Origin of the sequence: Derxia lacustris (assembly GCF_002105195.1) — a bacterium.
Taxonomy (GTDB): domain Bacteria; phylum Pseudomonadota; class Gammaproteobacteria; order Burkholderiales; family Burkholderiaceae_E; genus Derxia; species Derxia lacustris.
Genome location: NZ_MUHU01000029.1, coordinates 40,948 through 62,699 on the forward strand (window position 1 = coordinate 40,948; position 21,752 = coordinate 62,699).

General features: G+C 69.0%; 21 protein-coding genes and 1 tRNA gene. 16 read left to right on the forward strand and 6 right to left on the reverse strand.

Annotated features, from left to right (window positions below; translation table 11 throughout):
• Nucleotides 1–140: 140 nt before the first annotated feature.
• Complete coding sequence (locus B9P64_RS19355) at nt 141–2,879, forward strand: protein kinase domain-containing protein (RefSeq protein WP_176256901.1); 2,739 nt, start codon at nt 141–143, stop codon at nt 2,877–2,879.
• Nucleotides 2,880–2,892: 13 nt separating this feature from the next.
• Here B9P64_RS19355 and B9P64_RS19360 read toward each other — a convergent pair whose 3' ends face one another.
• The 3 genes from B9P64_RS19360 to B9P64_RS19370 all read right to left on the reverse strand — a co-directional run bounded on the left by B9P64_RS19360 (nt 2,893) and on the right by B9P64_RS19370 (nt 5,380).
• On the reverse strand, nt 2,893–4,155 hold the full coding sequence (locus tag B9P64_RS19360; RefSeq protein WP_085317816.1) for an MFS transporter: 1,263 nt from the start codon (nt 4,153–4,155) through the stop codon (nt 2,893–2,895).
• Between the two features lie 80 nt (nt 4,156–4,235).
• Nucleotides 4,236–4,814 (reverse strand): glycine zipper family protein, encoded by a 579-nt coding sequence (locus B9P64_RS19365; protein WP_176256902.1) that lies wholly within the window; start codon nt 4,812–4,814, stop codon nt 4,236–4,238.
• The gene (locus B9P64_RS19370; RefSeq protein WP_085317817.1) at nt 4,811–5,380 is read right to left on the reverse strand and encodes a hypothetical protein; all 570 of its coding nucleotides are present in this window, start codon (nt 5,378–5,380) and stop codon (nt 4,811–4,813) included. The genes B9P64_RS19365 and B9P64_RS19370 overlap by 4 nt, the downstream gene beginning before the upstream one ends.
• A gap of 335 nt (nt 5,381–5,715) precedes the next feature.
• Between B9P64_RS19370 and B9P64_RS19375 the strand changes: the two genes are divergently transcribed.
• The 5 genes from B9P64_RS19375 to B9P64_RS25810 all read left to right on the forward strand — a co-directional run bounded on the left by B9P64_RS19375 (nt 5,716) and on the right by B9P64_RS25810 (nt 9,105).
• Nucleotides 5,716–6,636 (forward strand): amino acid ABC transporter substrate-binding protein, encoded by a 921-nt coding sequence (locus tag B9P64_RS19375; RefSeq protein WP_085317818.1) that lies wholly within the window; start codon nt 5,716–5,718, stop codon nt 6,634–6,636.
• Between the two features lie 101 nt (nt 6,637–6,737).
• Entirely contained in the window at nt 6,738–7,454 is a 717-nt protein-coding gene (locus B9P64_RS19380) for an amino acid ABC transporter permease (protein ID WP_085317819.1), read from the forward strand.
• Nucleotide 7,455: 1 nt separating this feature from the next.
• Nucleotides 7,456–8,124: an amino acid ABC transporter permease gene (locus B9P64_RS19385; protein WP_085317820.1), complete on the forward strand. Its 669-nt coding sequence runs from the start codon at nt 7,456–7,458 to the stop codon at nt 8,122–8,124.
• A gap of 44 nt (nt 8,125–8,168) precedes the next feature.
• On the forward strand, nt 8,169–8,903 hold the full coding sequence (locus B9P64_RS19390) for an amino acid ABC transporter ATP-binding protein (protein WP_085317838.1): 735 nt from the start codon (nt 8,169–8,171) through the stop codon (nt 8,901–8,903).
• 31 nt (nt 8,904–8,934) lie between these two features.
• The gene (locus B9P64_RS25810) at nt 8,935–9,105 is read left to right on the forward strand and encodes a hypothetical protein (protein WP_176256903.1); all 171 of its coding nucleotides are present in this window, start codon (nt 8,935–8,937) and stop codon (nt 9,103–9,105) included.
• 77 nt (nt 9,106–9,182) lie between these two features.
• On the opposite strand, the gene B9P64_RS19395 is transcribed toward B9P64_RS25810, so the two are convergent.
• Nucleotides 9,183–9,722, reverse strand: coding sequence for a hypothetical protein (locus B9P64_RS19395; protein ID WP_085317821.1), 540 nt, complete (start codon nt 9,720–9,722; stop codon nt 9,183–9,185).
• A gap of 165 nt (nt 9,723–9,887) precedes the next feature.
• Here B9P64_RS19395 and B9P64_RS19400 point away from each other — a divergent pair, with 165 nt between their 5' ends.
• Nucleotides 9,888–11,216 carry a carbohydrate porin gene (locus B9P64_RS19400; RefSeq protein WP_235840055.1) on the forward strand — a complete coding sequence of 443 codons (1,329 nt, stop codon included), beginning with the start codon at nt 9,888–9,890 and terminating at the stop codon, nt 11,214–11,216.
• Nucleotides 11,217–11,381: 165 nt separating this feature from the next.
• Complete coding sequence (locus tag B9P64_RS19405; protein WP_085317822.1) at nt 11,382–11,618, forward strand: FmdB family zinc ribbon protein; 237 nt, start codon at nt 11,382–11,384, stop codon at nt 11,616–11,618.
• Between the two features lie 91 nt (nt 11,619–11,709).
• Here B9P64_RS19405 and B9P64_RS19410 read toward each other — a convergent pair whose 3' ends face one another.
• Nucleotides 11,710–13,116, reverse strand: coding sequence for a (Fe-S)-binding protein (locus tag B9P64_RS19410; protein WP_217808719.1), 1,407 nt, complete (start codon nt 13,114–13,116; stop codon nt 11,710–11,712).
• A gap of 165 nt (nt 13,117–13,281) precedes the next feature.
• Here B9P64_RS19410 and B9P64_RS19415 point away from each other — a divergent pair, with 165 nt between their 5' ends.
• From B9P64_RS19415 to B9P64_RS19425, 3 genes are all read left to right on the forward strand, one after another.
• Nucleotides 13,282–14,271 (forward strand): LLM class flavin-dependent oxidoreductase, encoded by a 990-nt coding sequence (locus tag B9P64_RS19415; protein ID WP_085317824.1) that lies wholly within the window; start codon nt 13,282–13,284, stop codon nt 14,269–14,271.
• 58 nt (nt 14,272–14,329) lie between these two features.
• Nucleotides 14,330–15,391: a dihydroorotase gene (gene pyrC / locus B9P64_RS19420; RefSeq protein ID WP_085317825.1), complete on the forward strand. Its 1,062-nt coding sequence runs from the start codon at nt 14,330–14,332 to the stop codon at nt 15,389–15,391.
• 122 nt (nt 15,392–15,513) lie between these two features.
• Nucleotides 15,514–15,798 (forward strand): high-potential iron-sulfur protein, encoded by a 285-nt coding sequence (locus B9P64_RS19425; protein WP_085317826.1) that lies wholly within the window; start codon nt 15,514–15,516, stop codon nt 15,796–15,798.
• A 170-nt stretch (nt 15,799–15,968) separates the two neighbouring features.
• Here B9P64_RS19425 and B9P64_RS19430 read toward each other — a convergent pair.
• A tRNA-Phe gene (locus B9P64_RS19430) sits at nt 15,969–16,044 on the reverse strand.
• Nucleotides 16,045–16,138: 94 nt separating this feature from the next.
• Between B9P64_RS19430 and B9P64_RS19435 the strand changes: the two genes are divergently transcribed.
• From B9P64_RS19435 to B9P64_RS19455, 5 genes are all read left to right on the forward strand, one after another.
• Nucleotides 16,139–17,380, forward strand: a complete 1,242-nt coding sequence (locus B9P64_RS19435; RefSeq protein ID WP_407919695.1) for an FAD-dependent monooxygenase — start codon at nt 16,139–16,141, stop codon at nt 17,378–17,380.
• A gap of 23 nt (nt 17,381–17,403) precedes the next feature.
• The gene (locus tag B9P64_RS19440; RefSeq protein ID WP_085317828.1) at nt 17,404–18,237 is read left to right on the forward strand and encodes a DsbC family protein; all 834 of its coding nucleotides are present in this window, start codon (nt 17,404–17,406) and stop codon (nt 18,235–18,237) included.
• A 216-nt stretch (nt 18,238–18,453) separates the two neighbouring features.
• The gene (locus B9P64_RS19445; protein ID WP_085317829.1) at nt 18,454–18,993 is read left to right on the forward strand and encodes a GbsR/MarR family transcriptional regulator; all 540 of its coding nucleotides are present in this window, start codon (nt 18,454–18,456) and stop codon (nt 18,991–18,993) included.
• Between the two features lie 78 nt (nt 18,994–19,071).
• Nucleotides 19,072–20,460 carry a cytochrome ubiquinol oxidase subunit I gene (locus B9P64_RS19450; protein WP_085317830.1) on the forward strand — a complete coding sequence of 463 codons (1,389 nt, stop codon included), beginning with the start codon at nt 19,072–19,074 and terminating at the stop codon, nt 20,458–20,460.
• Nucleotides 20,457–21,506, forward strand: coding sequence for a cytochrome d ubiquinol oxidase subunit II (locus B9P64_RS19455; protein WP_085317831.1), 1,050 nt, complete (start codon nt 20,457–20,459; stop codon nt 21,504–21,506). The genes B9P64_RS19450 and B9P64_RS19455 overlap by 4 nt, the downstream gene beginning before the upstream one ends.
• Nucleotides 21,507–21,752: the final 246 nt, after the last annotated feature.

A 21,752-nucleotide genomic window follows, 5' to 3' on the forward strand; every position in this document is an offset into this window, starting at 1 on the left:
TGGCGCTGATTCCCCCGGCGTGAAAGCGATGGCACGGCGGCGTGTCGCATGTCCGGTCCCGGGCGCGGCGCCCGGCCGGAACGGTTGTGGGTTGCGCCGGCCGTCTTGAAAATGCATTTCCATCCGCGCATGGAGGGAATGTGACCAATCTCTATCGATATCGATTCGGCTCGGTCGTGTTCGACCAAGGCAGTTTCGAACTCAGTGTCGATGGCGGCGCGGTGGAAATCCAGCGCAAGCCGTTGCAAGTATTGAATCTGCTGTTGCAGAACGCCGGCAAGGCGGTGCCGCGCGAGGAATTCATTCGCGAAGTCTGGCGCGGGCAGCCGACGGTCGACAATGTATTGGCGAATGCGATCGCCAAATTGCGCAATGCGATCGGTCCCGCGCATGCGCAGCATATCGAGAGCATTCCGCGCGTCGGTTATCGGCTGTCGGTGGCGATCGAGCGCACGGCGATTTCGGGCTCGGATGCGGGCATGCCGAAATTCCGCCCCGGCGATCATGTGCCACAGCGCGAGCATTTCCGGCTGGAGCGACGTTTCGGCGCTTCCGAAGCGAATGACGTCTGGCTCGCGCGACATATCAAAACCGGCGAGGAGCGGGTTTTCAAATTCGCGAGCGCCGAGCAGCATATGTCGTCGCTCAAGCGCGAGGTGACGCTCGCGCGGCTGTTGCGCAATGCGCTCGGCGACCGGCCCGATTTCGTCCGCATCATCGACTGGAATTTCAGCGAACCGCCCTATTTCGTCGAAAGCGAATATGGCGGCGTCAATCTCGCCGAATGGGCAGGGGCCGACGGCCGCCTGGCCGCACTGGCATTGCAGGATCGGCTGGCGCTGTTCCTGCAGATCGCGCAGGCGGTGGCGTCGGCGCATTCGCTCGCGGTGCTGCACAAGGATCTGAAGCCGACCAATGTGCTGGTCGAGCCGGCGGGCGCGGGCTGGCAGTGCCGGCTGGTCGATTTCGGCAGTGGCCGATTGCTCGACATGGCGCGGCTCGGCGTGCTCGGCATCACGCCGCTGGGGCTGACGGTCGTCAACGGCATCGCCTTCGATGCCGCGCGCGGCACCCTGCTCTACACCGCGCCCGAACTGCTGGCCGACGAGCCGGCCACCGTGCGCAGCGACATCTATGCGCTCGGCGTGCTGCTGTACCAGATCGTCGTCGGCGATCTGCAGCGCGGCCTCGCCGTCGGCTGGGAGCGCGACATCGACGACGAACTGCTGCGCGCCGACATCGCGCGTGCAACCGACGGCGATCCGGTCCGGCGCTTCGGCAGCGCGAGCGAGCTGGCCGAGGCGCTGGCCGCGCTGCCGAAGCGGCACGAGGCGCGGCGCGCGGCGATGGCCGAAGCGCGGCAGCGACAGATCGAAGGCGAACAGCTGCTCGCGCTGCGGCGGCGCCGGCCCTGGCTGTACGCGGTGATCGGCGTGCTGCTCGCGGGGCTGCTGACCGCGCTCGAGCTCTACGCGCAACTGCGCACCGCGCGCGAGCAGACCGCGCACGAGCTGGCCACCAAATCCGCGCTGAACAAGTTCCTGATCGACGATTTCATCGAGGCCGCGAACCCGGCGCTGGCCGGTCGGCGCGATGTCACCGTGGCCGAGGCGGCGAGGACCGCTGCCGGCAAGGTGGACGGCACGCTCGTACAGACCTCGCCGGAGGTGCGGGCGGGCATCCATGCGGCGCTGCATGGCGTCTTCAACAAGTTGTCGGATTTCCCGAGCGCGCTCGCGGAGGGGCGCAAGGCGGTCGCGGAATGGGCGCGCTCGACCGCGCCGGACGTAGAGCAGCGCGGTTTCGTCATGCTGACCGATGTCTATCTGCTCGCGGTCTCGGGCCATCTGGACGAAGCCGAGAAGCTGCTGGCCGACGCCGAAGCCTTGCTCAAGCCCTTGAAGCCGGTGCCGCCCGAGTTGCAGGCCGAGCTGCTGTTCCAGCATGGCTCCATTCATGTGGAGCGACGGCAGTTTGAAGATGCGTTCCGCGACTACGCTCAGGCTTGGGCGATCGCCCGGCAACCCGGCTTCGCCGACCCGGTCATCGCCGGCCATGTCGAGGGCGCGCTGTCGAACATGAACACGATGCTCGGCCACCATGCGCAGGCCGAGCAACTGGCGCGCGATCTGATGGAGCGGCAGGTCGCGATCTGGGGCGCCGATCATGTGCGGACCTGCTTCACCGCCTTCATCCTCGCCAACACGCTGGGCTATCAGAACCGCGCCGACGAAGGGCTGGCGCTGGCGGACAAGTCGATCGCCTGCCTGACCGCGCGTCTCGGTGCGCAAAGCACCGGAGTCGCCGACGCCAGGGTGACGCGCGCGACCCTGCTGGCGCAGGCCCGGCGCTACCGCGAAGCCGCCGTGGCCTTCGGCGAAGTCGCCGATCTCTATGGCGCCGTGCTCGGGCCGAACTCCGAGGGCCGGATCAATGCGATCGCGAACCAGGCCGCTGCCCTGCGCAACGCCGGCCAGTTGACCGCCGCCGACGTTGTCTTCGGCGCGGGCCTGAAGCTGGGCGCTGACGCGCTCGGTCAGGACCATCCCACGATGCAGGCGCTGAAGTTCGGCGCGGCGCGCACCCGCCTCGACATGGGAAGGACGGCCGGCGTCGCCGTCCTGCTTCAAGGGCTGGATGCCGACGCGCTGAATGAATCCGAGCAGGCGCCCGACTGGCCCGCCCGGCTCGCGCTGCAACGCGGCCGTCTGGCCCTGCTGTCGGGCGACCGGGCGCGGGCCGCAGAGCTGCTTGGCACGGCCCGCGCGCTGGAGGCCGGGCGCAATGACGCAGCCGACGCGATCCGGGAGATCGACGACTGGCTCGTCAAGGCGGGCGCCGCGCCCCGGCTTGCGGCGGCGGTCGGCACGCGGTCCTGAAGGCAGGCGCTGGTCAGCCCCGGGCTTCGGCGGCGAGCGCGTCCGGCACGGCCGCCGGCGTCGCCTTCAGCCGCGCCAGCCACAGCGCGCAGCCGAGCAGCGACAGCAGAAGCAGCGCGACGAAACCGCAGACTCCCGGCCACTCCGCACGCATCCAGAACCATCCGCCAGCCGAGCCCATCACGCTCGCGCCCAGGTAATAGGCCAGCAGATAGAGCGCCGACGCATGGCCCTTGTTGCCGCGCGCCAGCCGCCCGACCCAGCCGCTGGCCAGCGCATGCACCGCGAAAAAGCCAAAGGTGAACACGCCGATTCCGGCGATCAGCAGCGCCAGCGGCAGGGCCAGCGTGAGCGCCAGCCCGGTCAGCGCGATCAGCACCGAGCCGATCAGCACCGGCCCGCGCCCGAGCCGGTCGGCCAGCCAGCCGGCGCTCGACGACGCCAGCGTGCCCATCAGGTACAGCAGAAAGATCAGCCCGATGTGCGCCTGCGTCAGCGAGTAGGGCGGCGCCATCAGCCGGAAGCCGGCGTAGTTGTAGACCGTCATGAAGCCGCCCATCGCCAGCAGCCCCACGCCATACAGCGGCAGCAGCCCCGGCGTGGCCAGATGCGCGGCCCAGGCGCGCAGATGAAAGCCCGCGCCGGTGGCCGCGCGCGGCCGGAAATTGCGCGACGCCGGCAGCAGCGCCACGAAGCCGGCCGCCGCCAGCAGCCCGAGCGCGCCGGTCAGCCCGAGCGCCGCGCGCCAGCCCCAGGCCTCGGCGGCGAGCCCGGTCACCACCCGCCCGGTCATGCCGCCGATGGAGGTGCCGCTCACGTAAAGCCCCATCGCAAAGCCCAGGCCGCGCGGATGGATCTCCTCGGCCAGATAGGCCATGGCCACCGCCGGCACGCCGCCCAGCACGATGCCGACCGCCATCCGCGCCGCGAGCAGGCCGTGCCAGCCCGGCATCGCGGCGGCCAGCAGATCGAGCGCGGCAGCGCCGAACATCGACACCGTCATGGTCCGCTTGCGGCTCCAGCGTTCCGAGGCCGCGCCGACCAGCAGGATCGACAGCGCCAGCGGCCCGGTCGCCAGCGACAGCGCGAGCGAAGCCTCGGCCGGGCTCACGCCAAACGTGCTGGCGAAGGCCGGCAGCAGCGGTTGCACGCAGTGCAGCAGCGAGAAGGTGGAATAACCGGCGAGGAAGAGCGCCGCGACGATCTGGCGATAGCCGGCGCTGCCGGGTTCGGTCCAGTGCGGCGCGGCGGTGGCGGATGCGGCGGAGGAAGTCATCCGCGCGATTGTCCGCGCCGGCTGCGGGCGGCGAAAGCGCCGACCGGACGCGCGCCGAAGGGGCCAGTGCGCCGCAGCAGCTACCAGCGCCGCGGCGGCGGCATCACGATCACCTCGGGCTCCGGTTCGTAGTAGCGATAGCGATAGCTGCGCGTGCCGTAGGCCGACGCGGCCGGCAGCTGGTTGCCCTTGGCGTACATGCATTGCAGATAGGCCGTGTCGTAGCGCCGTTGCGCCTCGCCGCCGGTGGCCTGCGACTGGTTGGCGCCGACCGCCGCGCCGGTGACCATGCCCACCGCCGCGCCCACGCCGGCGGCCTGGCCGCTGCCACCGGCCAGCGCGCCGGCCGCCGCCCCGAGCGCGGTGCCGACGGTGGCGCTGGTGGCCAGGCTGGCGTTGGCGCTGTCGGCCACCGGAGCGCCGATGGCGCGCTGGGCCCAGCCACGGCATTGCTCATCCTCGGCCATGAAGACCTCGAAGGGCTTGTTGGCGGCCGGCATGACCATCACGCTCGGGCCGGTCGGCAGCTGGGCGCAGGCGCCGAGGACAAGGGCGGCGGCGCCGAGCGCGAGCCCGGCCAGCGGGCGGTTCGGGCGGTGGGTGACGGGCGCGACGGTCATGGCGTTCATCGCGGCGGCCGGCGTCGGGCGGCGGCTCATTGCGCGGCTCCCGGCGTGCTGCCGGCGGCGGGCGCCGGCGTGCTGGGCGGCACGGCGCTGCCGTCGCCGGGCGCGGGCGGCACGGCCGGCACCTGCTTCCAGCCGCCGGTACAGCTCGCCACATAGGGGTAGTAGGCGCGGCTCGCCTCGCACCAGTACCAGCTGGGCTGCACGGCGGCCGGGGCCGGAGCGGTGGCGACGCTGGCGGCCGGCGGTGCGGTTTCGACGATGACGGTGGTGACCGGCGGCTCGGGCCGGGCCGGCGGCAGCGACCACAGATACCAGACCGGCCCGGCCACCCACCACCAGCCGAAATAGCCGTCATGCCCGCCGTGCAGCCAGCGGCCGCCGCCGGGGCCGCCACCGCCCGGCGCGCCGCCAAAGCCGCCGCCCGGGCCGCCGGGTCCGCGCGGCTGGGCCAGCGCGGCGCCGCTGCCCGTGACGAGCGCGAGTGCCACCAGCGCCAGCGCCCCCGCGCGCCGAGCGCGCCCCGTGTGCGCTCGCGCCGGCCCGCGCGCGCCGCCCGCCTGATCCGTCCGCGCGCAAGCGCGCTTGCCGCTGTCCATGCCGTTCTCCGTGTCGCCGGCCCTGCGTGGCCGAGGCCCGCAGTTCAGCGCGCGCGTGCTGCCGCTTTCTTGCGCGGCGTCCCGGGATTGCGAGCGCGCGTAACCGCGTCCGGCGGCGCCGGCTTGCCGCGCATCGGCCGGGGCGCGCGCTGCGCGGCGCCGGCATGCCGATTGCTGTCCGTCGCAGTCAAGCCGTGAAATGCCTGCGCTTGCAGTGCCACGTTTCGACCGAACGGCGGCAAGGCCGCATGCCATGATCGGCGCGCCGTGGCGCCGCCTGCCGACCTGGCAGCGCTGCCGTCACGCACCCGTTTCCACTCGTCATCGGAGTCGTCATGACCAAATCCGTGTTGCTGGCCGCGCTCATCGCCGTCGGCGCGTCCGTCGCTGCCAGCGGCGCCGGCGCCCAGGAACTCACCGGCACGCTCAAGAAGATCAAGGACACCGGCAAGGTGACCGTGGGCGTGCGCGATTCCTCGGGCGTGCTGTCGTACACGCTCGGCAACGGGCAGTACGCCGGCTTCCACGTCAACCTGTGCCAGAACCTGCTGGCCGACCTGCAAAAGCAGCTCAAGCTGCCCAAGCTGGCCGTCGAGTACATGTCGGTCACCTCGTCGAACCGCATTCCGCTGGTGGAAAACGGCACGGTCGACATCGAATGCGGCTCGACCACCAACAACGCTGCGCGCCAGAAGCAGGTGAGCTTTGCGCTCACCACCTATGTGACCGAGGTGCGCATGGCGGTCAAGGCCGGCAGCCGGCTGCACTCCGTGGCCCAGCTCGACGGCAAGACCGTGGCCACCACCACCGGCACCACCTCCGTGCAAACGCTGCGCAAGAGCGAGCGTGGCCAGAACGTCAACTTCAACGAGGTCTACGGCAAGGACCACGCCGAGAGCTTTCTGCTGCTGGAGTCGGGCCGCGCCGACGCCTTCGTGATGGACGACTACATCCTCGCCGGCAACATCGCCAACGCGAAGGATCCGAAGCAGTTCGACATCGTCGGCGAGCCGCTGTCGGTCGAGCCGATCGCGATCATGTTCCGCAAGGACGATCCGGCCTTCAAGGCAGCGGTGGACGGCTACATCCGCAAGGTGATGAAGAGCGGCGAGTTCGAGAAGCTCTACGTCAAGTGGTTCCAGTCGCCGATCCCGCCCAAGGGCAACAACCCCGACGTGCCGATGAGCCAGCGGCTCAAGGACGCCATCGCCAATCCCAACGACAAGCCGATGGAGGACTACACAAAGAAGTCGTGATCGGCTGAACGCCCGCGCGGGTCTGCCTCTGCACCCAGCCGGCGCAGGCCCGTTCCGGTCGGGCGCGCGTCAATTCCAACCCTTTACCGACGAGGGATCGCATGGCCCTGAACTGGGAATTCTTCACCGAGGACATCGGCGACGGCACGACCTATCTCGACTGGATGCTGACTGCCTGGGGCTGGACGGCGGCGGTGTCGGGGCTGTCGCTGCTGGTGGCGCTGGCTATCGGCGCGCTGGTCGGCACGCTGCGCACGCTGCCGTCCAAACCGGCGCAATGGGTGGGCACGGCCTGGACCGAGCTGTTCCGCAACATCCCGCTGCTGGTGCAGATCTTCGTCTGGTACCACGTCATTCCGGCGCTCATCCCGGCCATGCGGGCGCTGCCCGGCTTTGTGCTGGTGGTGTTCGGGCTCGGCTTCTTCACCTCGGCGCGCATTTCCGAGCAGGTGCGCTCGGGCATCCAGGCGCTGCCGCGCGGCCAGGGCATGGCGGGCAAGGCGCTCGGCCTGACCACGGCGCAGACCTATCGCTACGTGATCCTGCCGATGGCCTTCCGCATCATCCTGCCGCCGCTCACCAGCGAGTCGATGGGCATCGTCAAGAACTCGGCCGCGGCGTTTGCCGTGAGCATCTCGGAGCTGACGATGTTCTCGATGCAGGCCACCGAGGAAACCTCGCGCCCGATCGAGGTCTATCTGGCCGTCACCGGGCTCTACGTGGTGACCGCCGGCGCGATCTATTTCGTCATGAGCTTCATCGAGCGCCGGGTGCGCATTCCGGGCTTCGTCGGCCCCGCCATGAGCGGAGGCCACTGACATGCTGAATCTCGACTGGGATTTCTTCAGCTGGTCGCTGGTCAGCGACTTTCTGCTGAAGGGGCTGCTGTTCAGCCTGCAACTCACCGTGGTGGCGATGCTGGGCGGCATCTTCTTTGGCACCGTGCTGGCGCTGATGCGGCTGTCGGGCCGCAAATGGCTCGACTGGCCGGCGGCGTTCTATGTCAACGCCATGCGCGCGATTCCGCTGGTGATGGTGATCCTTTGGTTCTTCCTGCTCATGCCCTATCTGGTGGGCAAGCCCATCGGCGCGGAGCTGTCGGCGGTCATCACCTTCATCGCCTTCGAGGCGGCGTACTACGCCGAGATCATGCGCGCCGGCATCCAGAGCATTCCGCGCGGTCAGGTGTTTGCGGGCCAGGCGCTGGGCCTGACCTATGGCCAGAACATGCGGCTGGTGATCCTGCCGCAGGCCTTCCGCAACATGCTGCCGGTGCTGCTGACGCAGACCATCATCCTGTTCCAGGACACCTCGCTGGTGTACGCGATTGGCGCCTATGACCTGTTCAAGGGCTTCAACGTGGCGGGGCGCAATTTCGGCCGGCCGATCGAGAGCACGCTGCTCGCGGTGGTCGTGTACTTCGCGATCAGCTTCAGCCTGTCGACGCTCGTGAAGCGGCTTCAGGCCCGCATCGCCATCGTGCGCTGAGCGCGCATCCCAACCGACCAAGAAAGCGAGAGGCGCTCATGCCGATGATCGAACTCAAGGGCGTGTCCAAGTGGTACGGCAGCTTCCAGGTGCTGACCGACTGCACGACCAGCGTGGAGAAGAAGGATGTGGTGGTCGTGTGCGGGCCGAGCGGCTCGGGCAAGTCGACGCTCATCAAGACCGTCAACGGGCTTGAGCCGTTCCAGCAGGGCGACATCAGCGTCAACGGCACCAGCCTCACGGCGCCGGGCACCGATCTGCCCAAGCTGCGCAGCAAGGTCGGCATGGTGTTCCAGCACTTCGAGCTGTTCCCGCATCTGAGCATCACCGAGAACCTGACGCTGGCGCAGATCAAGGTGCTGGGCCGCAGCAAGGACGAGGCGACCGAGCGCGGTCTCAAGCTGCTCGACCGCGTGGGCCTGAAGGCGCAGGCGGCCAAGTTTCCGGGCCAGCTCTCGGGCGGTCAGCAGCAGCGGGTGGCGATCGCCCGGGCGCTCGCGATGGACCCGATCGTCATGCTGTTCGACGAACCCACGTCGGCGCTCGACCCCGAGATGGTCAACGAGGTGCTCGACGTGATGGTGCAGCTGGCGCAGGAGGGCATGACGATGATGGTCGTCACGCATGAGATGGGCTTTGCGCGCAAGGTCGCCAACCGCGTGATCTTCATGGACGCCGGCAAGGTGGTCGAGGACGTGAGCAAGGAGGCCTTCTTCGGCGATCCGGCGGCGCGCTGCGACCGGGCACAACAATTTCTTTCGAAGATCCTCAGCCACTGAGGCGCGACAACTTCGACAAGGAAAGCCCCGCATGAACGTCAGACAGATGATCGAGCTGCTCGGCGCATTTCCGCCCGACGCGGTGGTGATGTTCGAGGGCGAGACCGGCTACGACGCCATTTCCGGCATCACGCTCGAACCCGGCATCCAGCCCGGCATGCCGGACGAGGTGATTCTTCATCCCGACATGACGCCCGACTGAGGCCGTCCGACTGCCCTCCACGGCCTTCGCGTTTTCCGGCGCGGAGGCCGTTTTCACAAGGGCAGCCGGCGCGGGACTTACAGGGTGCGCAGCGTTTCGCCCACATGGCCGTGGCGATGCAGGCTCAGGCTGGCCGCTTCGGCCTGACGCTCGTCGACCGGATGGCCGACGACGGCCCAGCGGCCGGTTTCCACTGCCTTGCGCGTGGCGGCGATCAGCGGCGCATGGTCGGGCCGCATGCTCACGACGCCGCCGACCATCAGGCCGAAGATCATTCCCACGCCGCTCATCGCCAGCGCCGCCAGCAGCGGCGAGGTGACCACGGCGGCCTGCCCGACCGCATGGAGCACGCCGAAAAGCGCCAGCCCGAGCGCCAGGCCGATGGCGCCGCAGGTGGCGTGGGCGCGCAGCACCGTGTGCCAGATGCCGTCGTCCTCGGGTTCGGTCTTGGCGCCGACATCGGCTTCGCCCGGCCGCAGGATGCGGACCTGCCAGGGCTCCATGCCGCTGTCGCGGCGCATGGCCTCGGCGGCCAGCCCGGCGGCCTCGGCGTTGTCGTACACGGCGGCCACCTTGGTGACCGAGCGTTCGCCAAAAAACAGTGCGCGGATGTTCATGTGTTGTCCTTCGCGACAATCCAACTTAGGGCTTCAGCATCCGCGCCGACGGCGCGCGCCGGTGTGGGGCCGGACCGCGTCCAGCTGTAGGAAAGCGCTGCGTGCGATGCCGATTTGAAATTCAGCTGTGGCAGCCTGCGCGGCTCTTCTTTGGCAGGCGATGGCATGAGCAGGACTTTTCTCGCAGCGGCGGCCGCCGCGATGTGCATGACGGCCGGCGGCGCACAGGCCGGGCAATGGGACAGCGGCGACCTTGGCCTGGGCGAATTCGCCGCCAATGCCCAGGTCACGCTGATCGGCCAGACCAAGCCGCGCTTCAACGCGGCCTACAGCGGGCCGCTCAGTCTCAAGTCGGAGTACGAGCGCAGCTATTCGATGTCGGCGACGGCCTTTCTGGGCTGGAAGCCGTTCGCCAACACCGAGCTGTTCGCCAATCCGGAAGTGGTGCAGGGCCTGCCGCTGTCCAGGCTCGCGGGCCTGGGCGGCCTCACCAACGGCGAGATGCAGAAGGTGGGCGGCACCAAGCCCACGCTGCACCGCGCGCGGCTGTTCATGCGCCAGACCTTCAACCTCGGTGGCGAGCAGGAGCAGCTGGAGCAGGGCCAGAACCAGTTCGCGCACAGCGTGGACCGGCGCCGGGTGGTGGTCACGCTCGGCAATTTCGCGGCCAACGACGTGTTCGACGACAACGACATCGCGCACGACCCGCGCACCGGCTTTCTCAACTGGAGCTTTCTCACCTACGGCGCCTGGGACTTTCCGGCCGATGCGCGCGGCTATTCGGTCGGCGGCACGGTGGAATGGATTCATGACGACTGGACCGCGCGCATCGGCCGCTTCCGCCTGCCCAAGGAGGCGAACGGACTGCCGCTCGCGCCCAATCTGGCGCAGAACCACGGCGACGCGGTCGAGATCGAGCATCGGCATGAACTGGCCGGCCGGCCGGGCGCGCTGCGCGTGCTCGGCTTTCGCAACACCACGGCGATGGGCAGCTTCAGCGATGCGCTCGCCGCCGCCGCGCCCGGCACCGTGCCCGACCTGACCACCGTGCGCCGGCGCCAGGACAAGCGCGGCTTCGGCGTCACCGCCGAGCAGGAGCTGGCCGACGACGTCGCGGCGCAATTGCGCGCCAGCCGCAGCGACGGCCGCAGCGAGGTGTACGCGTTTGCCGAGATCGATGCGTCGGTCGCGGCGGCGCTGCGCATCGGTGGCGCGCGCTGGGGCCGGGGCGAGGACAGCGCGGGCCTGGGCGTGGCGCGCAACTCGCTGTCGTCGGCGCATGTGGCTTATCTGCGCGCCGGCGGGCTGGGCTATTTCGTCGGCGATGGCGGGCTCGATCCGGGCGCGGAGCGCATCTTCGAGGCCTACTACAGCCTCGCGCTCGGCGGCGGCTTCGTGCTCACGCTCGATGGCCAGCACATCGTCGATCCGGCCTACAACCGGGCGCGCGGGCCGGTGCAGGCGATTGCGCTGCGGCTGCACGGCGAATGGTGATGCCGCTTGCGCCAGCGCCGGGCGCCGCCGGCCGGCGCGCTGCGAGACTGGCGCCGTCGCGCCGCGCGCGCGGCATTGTTTTTGCCTAAGCCCGACTGAACCCGCCGCTTGTCGCAAAGCCGACAAGGCAACCGCGACGGCCGCGCCGATCCCCCGAGGAAAGTCATGCCGATCTACGAATTCCACTGCAAGGCCTGCGACGAGCAATACGAAGTGCTCGTGCGGTCGTCCACCGTCGTGACCTGCCCCAAGTGCGGTTCGCAGGATGCCGAGCGTCTCGTCTCGCGCATCGCGCCGCACGGCAAGATCCCCGAGATGCGCCGCAAGATGCGCGCGATGGCGGCGGCCGGTGGCGACACCAGCAACTTCAGCAAGAAGGAACACGCCACCTTCAAGAGCTGATCGCGCGCAGCGCGGTTAGCGCGGCCCGTCGTCACGGCGGGCCGCTTTCCGGGGCCGGGTTTGCGTCGAGCGAACCCGGCCCCGTTTGCGTTCAGGCCAGCGCGTCCTTCAGCGTGTGCACGAAGTGGCGCGAGCTGCGCTGGGCGCCGTCGGCGATCTGGCTGCGGCAGCTGGTGCCGTTGGCGATCACCTCGGTCTCGGCCGGCGTGGCGCGCACCGCCGGCAGCAGCGCCAGCTCGCCCATCTTCATCGAGATGTCGTAGTGCTCGGCCTCGTAGCCGAAGCTGCCGGCCATGCCGCAGCAGCTCGATTCGATGAACTCGACTTCGAGGTTGGGCACCAGGCCCAGCACCTTGCGCATCGCCTTGAGCGCGCCGAAGGCCTTCTGGTGGCAATGGCCGTGCACCACCGCCTTGCGCGGCGCGGCGTCGGTCTTGAACGGGATCTTGAGCCGCTTGCCGTCGTGCTCGCGGGCCAGGAATTCCTCCAGCAGCCAGGTGTTCTTGGCGACCTTCTGCGAACGCGCGCCGAGGCCGAGCTGGTGGTACTCGTCGCGCAGCATGAGCAGGCAGGACGGCTCCAGCCCGAGCACCGGCAGGCCGCGATCGACCATCGGCTCCAGCGCGTCGAGCATGCGGCTCGCGTGCTCGCGGGCGCGCTCGACAAAGCCGCCCGACAGCGCGGTGCGGCCACAGCACAGCGGCGCCGCGCCGTCGAGCGCGCGCGCGATGTGCACCACATAGCCGGCGGCGGTCAGCACCGCGACGGCGGCGTCGGCGGTGGCCGGGTCGAGCTGGTTGGTGAAGCTGTCGACCAGCAGCACCACTTCGCGCAGCGCCGGCGCGGCGGGCGCATCGGCGGCGGCGGGCAGGGCGGCCGGCGCATACACCGACGGCGAGCGGTCGAGGAAGGCGCTCGGCGCGAGCCGCGGCAGCGGCCGTTGCGCGGCGATGCCGAAGCGCTGCTCCACGAGCCTGGCCACGAACGGCAGCTTCTCGCGCAGCGTGAGCGCGAAGCCGTGCAGCGGGCCGAACTTGCGCGCCTGCGCGGCCATTTCCGGGAAGTTGGCGAACCACTTGTCGCGCGTGGAGGCGGGCTCGCGCTCGCGGCGCTGGGCCAGCGCCTCGGTGCGCAGCGCGGCCATGTCGACGCCGTTGGGGCATTCGCGCTTGCAGCCCTTGCAGCCGACGCACAGGTCCATCGCCTCGGCCAGCTGCGGCGCGAGGAAGGGTTCGGCGCCGTATTCGCCGTCGAGCGCGGCGCGCAGGGCGGCGGCGCGGGCCTGGGTGGAATGCGCCACGTCGGCGGTGGCGCGGAAGCTCGGGCACATCAGGCCCTTGGGCGAGGTGCCCTGGCATTGCCGGGCGCCGATGCACACGGCCGTGGCCTTGGCGTAATCGCCGCCGGTGGCGGGGATGTGGGCATAGGCGTCGCCGGCGCCATAGCTTTCGTAGGCTGACCAGTCGAGATGGGTGCGCACTTTTTGTATGTGACTCAAGGAGGAAGACCCGGCTCGCGATGCAAGACGGGTGCCGAAGGCTTTTTGTCGGCTTTGTCGTGTGGCAAAGGACTTGCACAAAGCCCATTGTTCCGGCGCCCGTGGCGTGCTTGTCGCGCCCGCCGGCGTCGCGCTTTTGTCCACAACCACTGTTCGACACGCGCCATGACGCCACCAAGAATCGGCTACCTCTGTCTCTGCGAAAACCCGACGGCCGAGGCCAGCCGGGCGCTGATCCGCCAGTTCGTCCTCGTGCGCGAGGCCGACCGCATGGGCTTCGACGACATCTGGATCGGCGAGCAGCATTTCGACGATGTCTGGCCCACCGGCGCCGCCATCGCGCTGCTCGGCCATCTGTCGGGCGTGACCACCAAGGCGCGCATCGGCTCGGCCGCGCTGCTCGCCGGCCTGCGCGATCCGGTCGGTCTGGCCGAGGACATCGCCACGCTCGATCTGCTCAGCAAGGGCCGGCTCAATCTCGGTATCGGCCGCGGCTCGCCGTTCACGTCCATCGGCAAGCATTTCCGCATGGACGAGGCGATGGTCGAGTCGCGGATGTTCGAGGCGATGGAACTCATCGCCAAGCTGTTCGCCGAGACCGACGTGAGCTTTGAAGGCAAGCACTTCAAGACCGAAAACCTCACGCTGGTGCCGCGCCCGTCGCAGCCGGTGCCGACCTGGATGGCCGCCAGCACCGAGGCCAACATCCGCACCGCCGCGCGCCTGGGCCACGGCCTGATGGGCGGCGCCACGTGGACGGTGGCGCGCCTGCAAGCCGCCGCCGCGCTCTACCGCGAAGCCTCGGGCGGCGCGGACCCCAAGTTCGTCGTGCCGCGCTTCTGCATGACGGCCGCCACGCGCGAGGAAGCCGTCGCCATCGCCGAGCCCTATTTCGCCAGCCTCGCCACTCGGCTCGCCAAGCTCGGCGTCAACGAGGACCTGTCGCAGTCGGTCGCGCTCGACCCGGCCGCGCTGCTGGAGATGTCGATCGTCGGCAGCTACGAGGAAGTGGCCACCAAGATCAAGGCGCTGAGCGAATCGCTCGGCGGCGCCTACAGCGTGCCGCTCATCCCCACCAGCGGCCAGTTCGACACGGTCAAGCACTGCCTCGCCGATCTGGTCGACGAAGTGCGCAAGCTGCTGATGGACGACTGAGCAGGCAGGGCGGGGCGCGCGGCCGGCTGCACCGCCGGCCGCGCCTAAAATCGGCCGCATGACCGACACCACCGCCCCCGCCGCCACGCCCTCGTCCCTCACGCTCCGCCGCCCGGACGACTGGCATCTCCACCTGCGCGACGGCGCCGCCCTGGCCGCCGTGCTGCCCGACACGGCGCGCCAGTTCGCGCGCGCCATCGTCATGCCCAATCTCAAGCCGCCGGTCACCACCACCGCGCTGGCCGCCGAATACCGCGCGCGCATCCTTGCCGCGCTGCCTGCCGGCATGAGCTTCGATCCGCTCATGACGCTCTACCTCACCGACAACACGCCGCCCGACGAGATCCGGCGCGCCCGCGAGTCGGGCTTCGTGCACGCCGTCAAGCTCTATCCGGCCGGCGCCACCACCAATTCCGACGCCGGCGTCACCAGCCTCGCCAGGTGCGCGAAGACACTCGAAGCCATGCAGGAAGCTGGCATGCCGCTCTGCGTGCATGGCGAAGTCACCGATCCGGGCATCGACGTGTTCGACCGCGAGGCGGTGTTCATCGAGCGCGAGCTGATTCCGCTGCGCCGCGACTTCCCCGAATTGCGCATCGTGTTCGAGCACATCACCACGCGCGACGCAGCCCAGTTCGTGGCCGAGGCCGACGAGCGCATCGGCGCCACCATCACCGCGCATCACCTGCTCTACAACCGCAATGCCATCTTCACGGGCGGCGTGCGGCCGCACTGGTATTGCCTGCCCATCCTCAAGCGCGAGCTGCATCGCGAGGCGCTGCTGGCCGCCGCGACCTCGGGCAGCAACAAATTCTTTCTCGGCACCGACTCCGCGCCGCATGCCAAAGGCGCCAAGGAAACGGCCTGCGGCTGCGCCGGTTGCTACACCGCGCTACATGCGATGGAGCTTTATGCAACGGCCTTCGAGCAGGCCGGCGCGCTGGCAAAACTTGAGGCCTTTGCGAGCGAGAACGGGCCGGACTTCTACGGACTGCCCAGAAACGAAGGTCGGCTTACCCTGCGCCGCGAGCCCTTCGAAATCCCCGGATCGCTCGCCTATGACCGCGATCAACTCGTGCCCCTGGCTGCTGGAACTGTCCTGAATTGGCACGTCGTCTGAGGCCAACGCAGTGCTGCACCGCGTCATGCACGAAACCGATCGCTTCGATTAAGGTCCACCCGCTCGCGCGCGCACCCCTTCCGGTGACAGCGCGCGACGACCTGCCAACCCAAAGGACTGTCATGAGCCAAACCGATCTGTCGCGTCGCCAAGTGTTCAAGATGGCCGGCGCGCTCGCCGCCATCCCCGTTCTCGCCGTCTGCGGCAGCGCCCATGCCGCGACCAACGCCGCCATGCGCAACGCGCTGAAGTATCAGGACACCCCGAACGGCGACAAGCATTGCGCCAGCTGCATCCAGTTCGTGCCGGGCGCCAAGCCGACCGACAAGGGCGGCTGCAACGCCATCCCCGGCGATACCGAAATCAGCCCGAACGGCTTCTGCGGCGCCTGGGTTCAGAAGAAGTGATCCCGGCCCGGCGAATGCCGGGCGGAATGGCAGAACGGCCGCCTCCGGATACCGGGGCGGCCGTTCTGCTTTTGGGACTGGGAATCGGGCAGCGCGCGCGGCTGAAAACTGCGCGCCGCAAAGCAAAACGGGCTGGCCGCTTGCGCTGCCAACCCGTTTGCCGAAATTCTTGGTGGCCAGAGGCGGAATCGAACCACCGACACGCGGATTTTCAATCCGCTGCTCTACCGACTGAGCTATCTGGCCAACTGCTGAGCCCGCAATTATAGACAGACTTTTCGGAATTGCACGCAGCATGTTCAGCAGACTGCGGCGAGAAAGCCACGAATCGCGGTCTATGATGGCGCCCTCCCGTTTCAACCCGCCCTCAATCATCGTGAACAACGCCAGTTTCGATCTCGTCGTCGCCGGTCGCGGAGCGGTTGGCAGTGCGGTCGCCATCGGTGCCGCGCAGCTGGGGCTGTCGGTGTTGCTGGTCGGGCCGAAGCCGGCGCCGGTGCGCGAAACCTGGGATCTGCGCGTATTTGCCATCTCGGCCGCGTCGATGCGGCTGCTGGAGCGGCTGCGCATCGCCGGCCAGCTCGACCGCGAACGCATGGCGCCGGTCTACGACATGCTCGTGCATGGCGATGCGGCGCCGGCAAGGCTGCGCTTCTCGGCCTACGAGGCCTGCGTGCGCGAGCTGGCGCACATCGTCGAGGGCCGCAATCTGCAACGCGCGCTGGCGCTCGGCTGCGAGCTGAATCCGCGCATCACCATTGCCGACGACGAAGTGACCGGCGTGGCCATCGACGCGGCCGAAGCGCGCGTCACGCTCGGGCGCGGCAGTGCGCGCGCCCGGCTGCTGGTCGCGGCCGACGGCGCCCGCTCCACGCTGCGCGCCGCCGCCGGCCTGAGCAGCGACATCCGCGCCTACGGTCATTCGGGCGTGGTCACCGATCTGCTCTGCGAACGGCCGCATGGCGATGTCGCGCGGCAGTGGTTTCTCGGGCCCGAGGCGAGCGGCGCCATCCTCGCGCTGCTGCCCTTGCCGCGCGCCGGTCTGGCCGACGAAGGCGAGGGCGCCTCGCGCCATGTGTCGATGGTGTTCTCGGTGCCCGAGTCGCGCGCCGACGCGCTCGTGGCGATGGACGACGCCGCGCTCGCCACCGAGGTCGAAGCCGCCTGCGGATCGGCGCTCGGTCGCATGCGCGTGCTGACGCGGCCGGCGGCCTTCCCGCTGCGCTTCATGCACGGGTCGCCGGTGGTGGCGCCGCGCATCGCGCTGGTTGGCGACGCCGCGCATCTCATGCATCCGCTGGCCGGGCAGGGGCTCAATGCCGGCCTGCTCGATGCCGCCGCGCTGCTCGACGTGCTGGCGGCGCGCGAGCCGATGCGCGACCTCGGCGATCTCAAGCTGCTGCGCCGTTATCCGCGCGCGCGGCGCGAAGACCTCGCGCTGATGCTCACCGCCACCGACACGTTGCAACGCCTGTTCAGCACCACCGATCCGCTGCTCGGCATGCTGCGCAATGCCGGCATGGATCTGCTCGACCGGGTCGGCCCGCTCAAGAATCGCCTCATCCGCCACGCGCTCGGCTGAATCGGCGCGCCCCAAGGAATCCCATGACGCTTCGCCTCACCCAACCTCGCGTCGCGCTTGCGGCGCTCGTCGCAGCTGCCGCACTCGCCTTCGGCGCCGCCGCGCTCGCCACCGACAAGGCGCCGGCCAAGCCCGCCGCCGACAAGCCCGCCGCCGGCAAGTCGGCCGCCAAGCCGGTCGATGCCGCGACCGCCGCCACCATCGCCAGCATCAAGGCCAGGCTCGCCGAGCGTCTCGGCGCCAGTGCGCCGCCGGCCAGCGAGGTGCGCAAGCTGCCTTACGGCGACCTGTGGGAAGTGCAGCTCGGCGATGAGCTGGCCTACACCGATTCGGCCGCCGAGCTGCTCATCGTCGGCGCGGTGTTCGAGACCCGCACGCGCAAGAACCTGACCCAGGCGCGCACCGACGAACTCACGCAGGTGGCGTTCAACGATCTGCCGCTCGATCTGGCGCAGAAGAGCGTGCACGGCAAGGGCGAGCGGGTGCTGGCGGTCTTCGTCGATCCCAACTGCGGCTATTGCAAGCGCTTCGAGCAGGCGCTCAAGGCCACCGACAACCTCACGCTCTACCGCTTCTACTACCCGGTGCTGGGCGACGATTCGGTGACCAAGTCGCGCCAGCTCTGGTGCACCTCGCAGCGCGAAAAGGCCTGGCAGGACTGGATGCTGGAAGGCAAGGCGCCCGAAGGTAAGGGCGATTGCGAGAACCCGATCGACCGCACCGTGGCGCTCGGCAAGAAGCTGCGCGTGACCGGCACGCCGACGCTGATCCTGGCCGACGGCAAGCGCATTCCCGGCGCGATCGAGGCGGCCCAGCTCGAAGCCGCGCTCCAGCAGGCCGGCAGCGGCAAGCACTGATTTCCGCGCGCCGGGGCGTTCTGCCCGGGCCGAATTGCAATGGCCGGCCGCTGCGCCGGCCATTGTCGTTTCTGCGCTTTCCGTTTCCGCAAGCTCGCTTCGCGCGTCCCCGAACTTTGCGTTCGTGCAATAATTTCAGTAATTACTGAAATTACAGGAGGTTCATATGAGCCAGCGCAAGGCCGTTTCCGCCATCGCATTGCCTGCGAGCCGCACATGACGCCGCTGGTGCAGCGCTTCGTGATGCATTTCGGCGAGATGGGCAGCCGCTGGGGCATCAACCGCACGGTTGGGCAGATGTATGCGCTGATCTTTCTGGCGCCGGCGCCGATCAATGCCGACCAGATCGCCGAGGAGCTCGGCTTCTCGCGCTCGAACGTGAGCATGGGGCTCAAGGAGCTGACCAGCTGGCGGCTGGTGAAGCTGTCGCATCAGCCCGGCGACCGGCGCGAATACTTCTCGGCGCCCGAAGACGTCTGGACCATCTTCCGCACGCTGGCCGAGGAACGCCGGCGGCGCGAAGTCGATCCAACCCTGTCGATGCTGCGCGACGCCGTGCTCGAAGACGCCAGCAGTCCCGACGACCGCCATGCCCAGGACCGCATGCGCGAGATGCACGACTTCATCGAGCTGCTCATGGGCTGGTTCGACGACGTGAACCGGCTCGAACCCGCCACGCTCGAAAAGCTGATGAAGCTGGGCACCGGCGTGGTGAAGCTGCTGGAGCTGACCGACAAGCTCAAGCTCGGCCGCTGACGCCGGCTAAGCAACGACCTGCGTGCCACGACGCGCGGGCGACACGGGACGATTCGCAATCAACCGAGGCGCAAAGCAATGGACGCATTTCTCCTGTCGCGACTCCAGTTCGCGGCCAACATCACCTTCCACATCCTGTTCCCGACGATCACCATCGCGCTGGGCTGGCTGCTGCTGTTCTTCAAGCTGCGCTTCAACGCCAGCGGCGCCGCAAAGTGGAATCTCGCCTACCGCTTCTGGGTCAAGGTGTTCGCGCTGACCTTCGCCATCGGCGTGGTCAGCGGCGTGACCATGAGCTTCCAGTTCGGCACCAACTGGCCGGGCTTCATGGCCACGGTCGGCAATGTGGCCGGCCCGCTGCTCGGCTACGAGGTGCTGACCGCCTTCTTCCTCGAAGCCACCTTTCTCAGCGTGATGCTGTTCGGCCAGCAGCGCGTGGGCGCAAGGCTGCATACGGCGGCCACCTTTCTGGTCGCGGGCGGCACCACGCTGAGCGCGTTCTGGATCATTGCGCTCAACTCGTGGATGCAGACGCCGACCGGCTTCGAGATGCGCGACGGCGTGGCCCATGTGACCAGCTGGATCGCGGTCATCTTCAATCCGTCGATGCCTTACCGGCTGGTGCACATGCTGCTGGCCTCGGGCCTGACGATGGCCTTTCTGGTGGCCGGCGTGTCGGCCTATCGCTGGCTGCGCGGCGACCGTGGCGATGAGGTGCGCGCCACGCTGCGTACCGCCATCACGCTCGCGGCGATCCTGATTCCGCTGCAAATCGTGGCCGGCGACCTGCACGGGCTCAACACCCTGCATCACCAGCCGGCCAAGCTGGCCGCGATGGAAGGCATCTGGAAGACCGAGCGCCGCGTGCCCGCCGTGCTGTTCGCGCTGCCCGACGAAGCCACGCGCAGCAACCGCTACGAGATCGCCATTCCGGCGCTGGCCTCGCTCTACCTGGGCCACGACTTCGATGCCGAGATCCCGGGCCTCGACCAGTTCGAGGGCAAGCATCCGCCGGTAGCGCCGGTGTTCTTCGCGTTCCGGATCATGGTCGGCGTGGGGATGCTGATGCTGGCGCTGTCCTGGACCGGCGTCTGGCAGCTGCGGCGCGGCGGCGAGCTCAAGCCCTGGCTCGCGTGCGCCTTCGTCGCCGCCACCTTCCTGGGCTGGATTGCGCTGGTCGCCGGCTGGTACACGACCGAAATCGGCCGCCAGCCGTGGATCGTGACCGGCGTGCTCACCGCCGCCGATGCCGCCACCACCGTCGCGCCGGCCAATGTGGCCTTCACGCTGGCGATGTACCTGACGCTCTATCTCGCGCTGATCGTGGCTTACGTGTCGGTCGTGTTCCACATGGCGCGCAAGGCCAAGGAAATCGCGGCCCAGCCCGACGATCCGCGGCTGGCCGGCCAGGGCGCCGACACGCCCGCCGAAAGCGCCGCCAACCACAACCTCCGGAGCCACGCATGAACGACCTCATCCCCGCCGGCCTGAGCGGCGAAGCGCTCTGGCTGCCCGTCGTCTTTCTGGCGCTGATGGGCTTCGCGATCCTGGCCTACGTGGTGCTCGACGGCTACGACCTCGGCGTCGGCCTGCTCATGGCGCGTGCCGGCGACGACGAGAAAGACGTGATGGTCTCGACCATCGGCCCGTTCTGGGACGCGAACGAAACCTGGCTGGTGCTCGGCGTGGGCCTGCTGCTGATCGCCTTTCCGCTCGCGCACGGCGCGATCATGACCGCGCTCTATCTGCCGGTGGCGCTGATGCTGCTCGGGCTGATCCTGCGCGGCGTGGCCTTCGACTTCCGCGTCAAGGCGCGCGACAGCCACAAGCCGCTCTGGAACCGGCTGTTCTTCGCCGGCTCGCTGCTGGCGGCCGTGACCCAGGGCGTGATGCTCGGCCGCGTGGTGACCGGCTTTGTGCCGAGCCTGGTCAACGATGTATTCAGCCTGGGCATCGGCGCCTGTCTCGCGGCCGGCTACGGCCTGCTCGGCGCGGGCTGGCTGCTCATCAAGACCGAAGGGATGTTGCAGGCGCGTGCGGTGCGCTGGGCCCAGGTGTGCCTGGTGCTGACGGCGCTCGGCATCGCGGCGGTGTCGATCGCCACGCCCATCGTCAGCGCGCGCATCTTCGAGAAGTGGTTCTCGCTGCCGAACATCTTCTTCCTCGCGCCGATCCCGCTGTTCACGGCGGCGCTGTTCCTGGCCTGCTGGCTGTTCCTGCGCCGGCTGGCGCATGACGCGGACGAAGGCAATGCGCGCGGCCTGGAACGCTGGTGCTGGGCACCGTTCGCCTGCACGGTCGGCATCTTCGTGCTGGCGTTCAACGGGCTGGCGGTGAGCCTCTTCCCCTACCTCGTCATCGACAAGATGACGATCTGGGACACGGCGGCCGCGTCGGAAAGCCTGTGGTTCGTGCTGGTCGGCGCAGCCGTGGTGCTGCCGGCGATCCTCGTCTACACCGCGTTCGTCTACCGCGTGTTCCGCGGCAAGACGCGGGCATTGAGCTACTACTGATCGCCGCCGCGCCCTGGCGGCAAACGCCAGTGCGCACAGCCACACAGAGCGCACAGCCATCCCCGCAGCCCAAGCCGCGCAACGCGCGGCAATCCAGCCCCAAGGCAGTGAAAGGCGGCGGACGGGGGTGAGGCGGGGCGGCGGATTCGGTGGCGCCGAGCTGCGGTGACGGTGGCCGGCGAACGCCGCAGGCGTTCAGGTCCGCATGTCTGAGCCAGCTTCGCTGGCGAGTTGGCGGACCGGCCG

What these genes read in the sequence shown, in the direction of transcription:
- B9P64_RS19360 (WP_085317816.1), bottom strand. Translation starts at nt 4,155, where the DNA reads ATGACTTCCTCCGCCGCATCCGCCACCGCCGCGCCGCACTGGACCGAA.
- B9P64_RS19365 (WP_176256902.1), bottom strand. Translation starts at nt 4,814, where the DNA reads ATGAGCCGCCGCCCGACGCCGGCCGCCGCGATGAACGCCATGACCGTC.
- B9P64_RS19370 (WP_085317817.1), bottom strand. Translation starts at nt 5,380, where the DNA reads ATGGACAGCGGCAAGCGCGCTTGCGCGCGGACGGATCAGGCGGGCGGC.
- B9P64_RS19375 (WP_085317818.1), top strand. Translation starts at nt 5,716, where the DNA reads ATGACCAAATCCGTGTTGCTGGCCGCGCTCATCGCCGTCGGCGCGTCC.
- B9P64_RS19380 (WP_085317819.1), top strand. Translation starts at nt 6,738, where the DNA reads ATGGCCCTGAACTGGGAATTCTTCACCGAGGACATCGGCGACGGCACG.
- B9P64_RS19385 (WP_085317820.1), top strand. Translation starts at nt 7,456, where the DNA reads ATGCTGAATCTCGACTGGGATTTCTTCAGCTGGTCGCTGGTCAGCGAC.
- B9P64_RS19390 (WP_085317838.1), top strand. Translation starts at nt 8,169, where the DNA reads ATGATCGAACTCAAGGGCGTGTCCAAGTGGTACGGCAGCTTCCAGGTG.
- B9P64_RS25810 (WP_176256903.1), top strand. Translation starts at nt 8,935, where the DNA reads ATGAACGTCAGACAGATGATCGAGCTGCTCGGCGCATTTCCGCCCGAC.
- B9P64_RS19395 (WP_085317821.1), bottom strand. Translation starts at nt 9,722, where the DNA reads ATGAACATCCGCGCACTGTTTTTTGGCGAACGCTCGGTCACCAAGGTG.
- B9P64_RS19400 (WP_235840055.1), top strand. Translation starts at nt 9,888, where the DNA reads ATGAGCAGGACTTTTCTCGCAGCGGCGGCCGCCGCGATGTGCATGACG.
- B9P64_RS19405 (WP_085317822.1), top strand. Translation starts at nt 11,382, where the DNA reads ATGCCGATCTACGAATTCCACTGCAAGGCCTGCGACGAGCAATACGAA.
- B9P64_RS19415 (WP_085317824.1), top strand. Translation starts at nt 13,282, where the DNA reads ATGACGCCACCAAGAATCGGCTACCTCTGTCTCTGCGAAAACCCGACG.
- pyrC (WP_085317825.1), top strand. Translation starts at nt 14,330, where the DNA reads ATGACCGACACCACCGCCCCCGCCGCCACGCCCTCGTCCCTCACGCTC.
- B9P64_RS19425 (WP_085317826.1), top strand. Translation starts at nt 15,514, where the DNA reads ATGAGCCAAACCGATCTGTCGCGTCGCCAAGTGTTCAAGATGGCCGGC.
- B9P64_RS19435 (WP_407919695.1), top strand. Translation starts at nt 16,139, where the DNA reads ATGGCGCCCTCCCGTTTCAACCCGCCCTCAATCATCGTGAACAACGCC.
- B9P64_RS19440 (WP_085317828.1), top strand. Translation starts at nt 17,404, where the DNA reads ATGACGCTTCGCCTCACCCAACCTCGCGTCGCGCTTGCGGCGCTCGTC.
- B9P64_RS19445 (WP_085317829.1), top strand. Translation starts at nt 18,454, where the DNA reads ATGACGCCGCTGGTGCAGCGCTTCGTGATGCATTTCGGCGAGATGGGC.
- B9P64_RS19450 (WP_085317830.1), top strand. Translation starts at nt 19,072, where the DNA reads ATGGACGCATTTCTCCTGTCGCGACTCCAGTTCGCGGCCAACATCACC.
- B9P64_RS19455 (WP_085317831.1), top strand. Translation starts at nt 20,457, where the DNA reads ATGAACGACCTCATCCCCGCCGGCCTGAGCGGCGAAGCGCTCTGGCTG.